Origin of the sequence: Limosilactobacillus alvi (genome assembly GCF_016900115.1) — a bacterium.
GTDB lineage: Bacteria > Bacillota > Bacilli > Lactobacillales > Lactobacillaceae > Limosilactobacillus > Limosilactobacillus alvi.
The window spans coordinates 1-3,975 of sequence record NZ_JACJJQ010000065.1 but is presented as its reverse complement, the minus strand read 5'-3'; the positions used below and the strand labels follow the sequence as shown (position 1 = coordinate 3,975).

Sequence of the window (3,975 nt, the reverse complement as noted above, 5' to 3'; positions counted from 1 at the left end):
TGATACCTGATGTCACGCCGAATGGCGTTTTTGCATTTACCACCAATTAGGTGGCTAACTTCATTCTATAATCCACCGGAAAAGAATGGCAAGGAAAACCGGTTAGTTTAGTAACATTCGGTGGACATGGCGGCTCGCAAGCACAGATTGCAATGAAATTGGTCGTAACCGGCTTAAAGATGGCGGCGCTTCCTGTTGATTTACAAATTAACTTGATGCCGGATGATTCAACTGCGACTGCTGATCGGAAGTTGAATACTTATAATACGCAAGCAGCGTTATTAATGACTGCTTTTGAAAATGAGTTAAGCTAGTTTGTGATTAAAGTAGCAAATTATTGTAGGACATTAATATAAAATTGGTTCAATTTGTGAATATTATGACAAACATCGTGATATTGTAGCAGATTAGGCAAGATTATTATTACAAATTGGGCGATAATGAACAAAAAATCAAAATGTTTCTATTGCAAAAATAAAACGCTTGCATGATAATGGAATCGTATTAAAATGCCATGAGGAGGGTATTTTTAATGAATAGACAATTTGATTTCTTAATGCCAAGCGTTAACTTCTTTGGTCCTGGTGTTATTGCCAAGATTGGGGATCGTGCAAAGATGCTCAATATGCATAAACCATTGATTGTTACTACTGAAGGTTTATCCAAGATTGACAATGGTCCTGTAAAGCAAACCATTGCTTCATTGGAAAAGGCTGGCGTTGACTATGCCGTATTTACTGGCGCTGAACCTAACCCTAAGATCCGGAACGTTCAAGCTGGTAAAAAGATGTACCAAGATGAAAACTGTGACTCAATTATCACTGTTGGTGGGGGTTCTGCTCACGACTGTGGTAAGGGTATCGGTATTGTTTTGACTAACGGTGATGATATTTCCAAGCTTGCCGGAATTGAAACGTTGAAGAATCCACTTCCACCATTGATGGCTGTTAACACTACTGCCGGAACTGGTTCTGAATTGACTCGTCACGCTGTTATTACTAACGAAAAGACTCATTTGAAGTTTGTTGTTGTTTCATGGCGTAACATTCCATTGGTATCATTCAACGATCCAATGTTGATGCTTGATATTCCAAAGAACATTACTGCTGCTACTGGTTGTGATGCGTTTGTTCAAGCTATTGAACCATACGTTTCTGTTGACCATAACCCAATTACTGATAGTCAATGTAAAGAAGCTATTCAATTAATTCAAACTGCTTTACCAGAAGTAGTTGCTAATGGTCACAATATTGAAGCACGGACTAAGATGGTTGAAGCTGAAATGCTTGCCGGAATGGCCTTCAATAATGCCAACTTAGGTTATGTTCACGCAATGGCTCACCAACTCGGTGGTCAATATGATGCTCCTCATGGTGTTTGCTGTGCCTTGCTCTTGACCACTGTTGAAGAATATAACTTAATCGCATGTCCAGAACGGTTTGCTGAATTGGCTAAGGTAATGGGCTTTGATACTACTGGTCTTACCCTTTACGAAGCCGCTCAAAAGTCAATTGACGGTATGCGTGAAATGTGCCGGCTTGTTGGTATTCCATCATCAATCAAGGAAATCGGTGCTAAGCCAGAAGACTTTGAAATGATGGCTAAGAATGCCCTCAAGGATGGTAATGCCTTCTCTAACCCACGTAAGGGTACTGTTGAAGATATTGTAAAGCTTTATCAAAAGGCTTACGATGGCATCTACTAATAATTAAATAAACACAAAGAGGCTGGAAATCAGCTCAGTCTCTTTACTGTTTTACGTATTAAACTGCCAGCCAACCTTACGGAGGTGGGACTATGAACTAGCCAAGCTAATTCTGTCCCCCTCTTTTTTTGTCTACTTTTAATTCTTAATATTTTGAATTTTTTCACAAAGTTACTTGCAAGCGTATTCTTTTGGAACTATAATAAAAATTATTCTAAGAGAGAATAAGAGGAAAAGAGAAAATGATATATTTACTTGCTTTAATTCCAGCAATTGGTTGGGGTGCGATGCCATTAATTACTGGTAAAATTGGTGGTTCACCAGTTAATCAAATGTTTGGAATCGGTGCTGGAGCTTCAATTGTGGGAATTATTGCATGTTTGATAACAAAACCAACCGTCAGTGTAACTGCTTTTTGGTTCTCGCTAGCGATCGGTTGTTTATGGACAATTGGACAGGTTGGTCAGTTCATCTCGTTTAAACATATGGGAGTTTCAAATACGATGCCCCTTTCTTCAGCATTTGTGTTAGTTATGACGTCGTTTGTCGGCATCTTTTTCTTTGATGAATGGCAAGGAGCCAGAGCATTAAGTATTGGGTTGACAGCGTGTGTAGTTGTAATTATTGGGGCTGTTTTAACCTCGATTTCGGACGGAACATCGGATAAAAAGGTTTCGACTAAGTGGGTATTATTTTTATTAGTAACAACAATTGGTTACTGTGCTTATTCGATTTTTCCTAAAATGCCACAGGTTGCTCATGAAAGTAGTCAGGGTATTTTCCTACCAGAAGTATTAGGAATTTTACTTGGTTCAGTAATTTATACTATTTGTTCGGGTAACGCTAAAGCATTTAAGCAAAAAGAACAATACTTAAATATTTTAGGAGGACTTTCATGGGGGATTGGTAACTTTGCCTATGTTTTTGTTGGTAAAGCTCTTGGAGTAGTGACTGCTTCAATTTTTGGTCAAATGAATGTTATTATTTCAACATTTGGTGGTATCCTACTTTTGCATGAAACCAAGACCAAGCGAGAAATGATATATACAGTAGTTGGAATTATCCTAATTGTAATTGGTAGTATTTTAACAGTAATTGCTAATTAATTATTGAAGATTTTAGGTAATATCAATAAATGAGAGAGGAAACGCGCAAAATCAGCTTTTTAACCGATTTTACGCGTTTTTTAGTCTTATATTATTTCCCAGGTTATATTGTGCTATTTCTTATCAAGTAGATCAAACCTAATTTGTCCAAGTTGGAGTTTTTCAGGTTGCTTTGCGCCGTGAAAGATAAGTTTAAATAATCGGTTTTCAACGCCAGCCGTGAAGACAAGTTGCTTATTTCCAATATTGATTGTATAGGTATCACCCTCGCTCACTACTTCTGCTTGTAAGAGGGCTGACCATTGCTTAGCTGCTTCTTCTGGGTCGCTAACATTAAAGATAGCTTGTTTAACAAAGAGGTCGCCAGCTGGGTGGAATTTGATTAATCCCTGTTTCTTTAGGTCTTCGCGACGTTTATCATCATCTTCACTCCATTGAATAAAGAATGGGGCAGGCAAATGATTAACAAGTTCCTAAATTTCAAGAATAAGTTAGCCACTGGACTCAAATAAATAATACTGACCAATTGATTATTGGTTGATGGAGCTGTGATATCTCTTGGTAGAAGGCCTTACGATAGATATCCATTGACGAATGTCCATTAAACATAGCTCGTGGATAGTGATTCATCCAATCATTAGTCGCTATGATCTGAGCACTACTATAGTTATTTATAGCTTCACCTTTGGTAATCTCCTTGCGGAGAAACCGGTTATTGATCTCATTGGATCCACGTTCCCAAGGGGAATACGGATCAGCATAGAAAACATGATCGTGAACTTGTGTTAACTCACTAAATTCTGAACCGTTGTCAGAGGTTATTGTCTTAAAGATGCGATAGTAAGCATCTGTGCCCATTTTCTGGCGTAAATTTATAAAGAACTGATTTACTGCATGCGCAGTTTTACCAGCAATCTTACTCGTGATATTAACTCGTGAAAGGCGATCAGTCATTACTAGTACAACACTGTCATTACCGTTTTTCTGTCCCTGAACTGTATCTAGTTCCCAATGGCCAATTTCGGACCGTTGGTCCGCAGTTTGAGGTCGTTGAGCAATATTAGGCCCTAAGCACCTTTTAGCTTGCGGATGAGATTGATGGTGTTTACGTTTAGTTTTCTCAAAAAGGTCCAAGTTAGACGTACGGAATACACCATCATTAAT

At 38.4% G+C, this 3,975-nt stretch carries 4 protein-coding genes and 1 pseudogene; 3 read left to right on the top strand and 2 right to left on the bottom strand.

Annotated features, from left to right (window positions below; translation table 11 throughout):
* Positions 1 to 77 precede the first annotated feature (77 nt).
* The 3 genes and pseudogenes from H5993_RS08890 to H5993_RS08880 form a co-directional block, all read left to right on the top strand.
* Positions 78 to 314: pseudogene (locus H5993_RS08890) on the top strand (NADPH-dependent FMN reductase); the annotation flags it as partial.
* Between the two features lie 218 nt (positions 315 to 532).
* Positions 533 to 1,705 carry an iron-containing alcohol dehydrogenase gene (locus H5993_RS08885; RefSeq protein WP_003675528.1) on the top strand — a complete coding sequence of 391 codons (1,173 nt, stop codon included), beginning with the start codon at positions 533 to 535 and terminating at the stop codon, positions 1,703 to 1,705.
* A gap of 242 nt (positions 1,706 to 1,947) precedes the next feature.
* Positions 1,948 to 2,811: a GRP family sugar transporter gene (locus H5993_RS08880; protein ID WP_172467919.1), complete on the top strand. Its 864-nt coding sequence runs from the start codon at positions 1,948 to 1,950 to the stop codon at positions 2,809 to 2,811.
* Positions 2,812 to 2,924: 113 nt separating this feature from the next.
* Here H5993_RS08880 and H5993_RS08875 read toward each other — a convergent pair whose 3' ends face one another.
* Both H5993_RS08875 and H5993_RS08870 read right to left on the bottom strand, forming a co-directional pair.
* Complete coding sequence (locus H5993_RS08875; protein WP_239458069.1) at positions 2,925 to 3,269, bottom strand: VOC family protein; 345 nt, start codon at positions 3,267 to 3,269, stop codon at positions 2,925 to 2,927.
* Between the two features lie 46 nt (positions 3,270 to 3,315).
* On the bottom strand, positions 3,316 to 3,975 hold a 660-nt coding region (locus tag H5993_RS08870; protein ID WP_239458068.1), incomplete at its 5' end, for an IS30 family transposase.

Excerpts from the sequence above, each read along its gene's own strand:
- H5993_RS08885 (WP_003675528.1), top strand. The coding sequence starts at position 533 with ATGAATAGACAATTTGATTTCTTAATGCCAAGCGTTAACTTCTTTGGT.
- H5993_RS08880 (WP_172467919.1), top strand. The coding sequence starts at position 1,948 with ATGATATATTTACTTGCTTTAATTCCAGCAATTGGTTGGGGTGCGATG.